Consider the following 588-nt stretch of genomic DNA (forward strand, 5'->3'; position numbering starts at 1 on the left):
TTGATGTGTCCCAAACTTTGATTTAAAGGCTGGAAACCATCTAAATCAACATACATGACGATCAGAGGGTGATGATGCTCATGTTGTATGTGGAATGCGGCATCCAGTATTTTTTCAAAGGTATGATGATTAATTAATCCGGTTAAACTATCGTGGGTTTGTTGACGGGCGATATATTCGCTATTTGCCCGCTGTTGAGTAATATCCTGCTGAATCCCAATAAAATGTGTGCAGAAATTTTTGTCATCAAAAACCGGGCCTAATATCAGTTGGTTCCAGAACCAGCTCCCATCTTTACGATAGTTTTTTAAGGTGATCTGGATTTCTTGTTGCTCTTTAAGCGCATTATGTATTTTATTAACTGCTTTAGGATCTGTATCAGGACCTTGCAGAAAACGACAATTTTTACCGATAATTTCTTCTTTTTTATATCCGCTCAGGCTTTCAAACGCAGGATTAACATATTCAATGGCCTGGTCCGGAGCGGCATTCGCTAACACGATTCCAAGAGGATTAGCATCGACACTACGTTTAAGCAGACGTAGCATTTCTTCAGTTTCACGCCGCTCTGTAATATCACGAGCGACA

General features: G+C 40.1%; 1 protein-coding gene. It reads right to left on the minus strand.

Annotated elements, in window-relative coordinates:
* A partial coding sequence (locus WAE57_RS15800) for a PAS domain-containing protein (protein ID WP_337711307.1) occupies positions 1-588 on the minus strand: 588 nt, incomplete at both ends.

This window comes from Acinetobacter sp. NS-4, from assembly GCF_037402435.1.
Lineage (GTDB): Bacteria > Pseudomonadota > Gammaproteobacteria > Pseudomonadales > Moraxellaceae > Acinetobacter.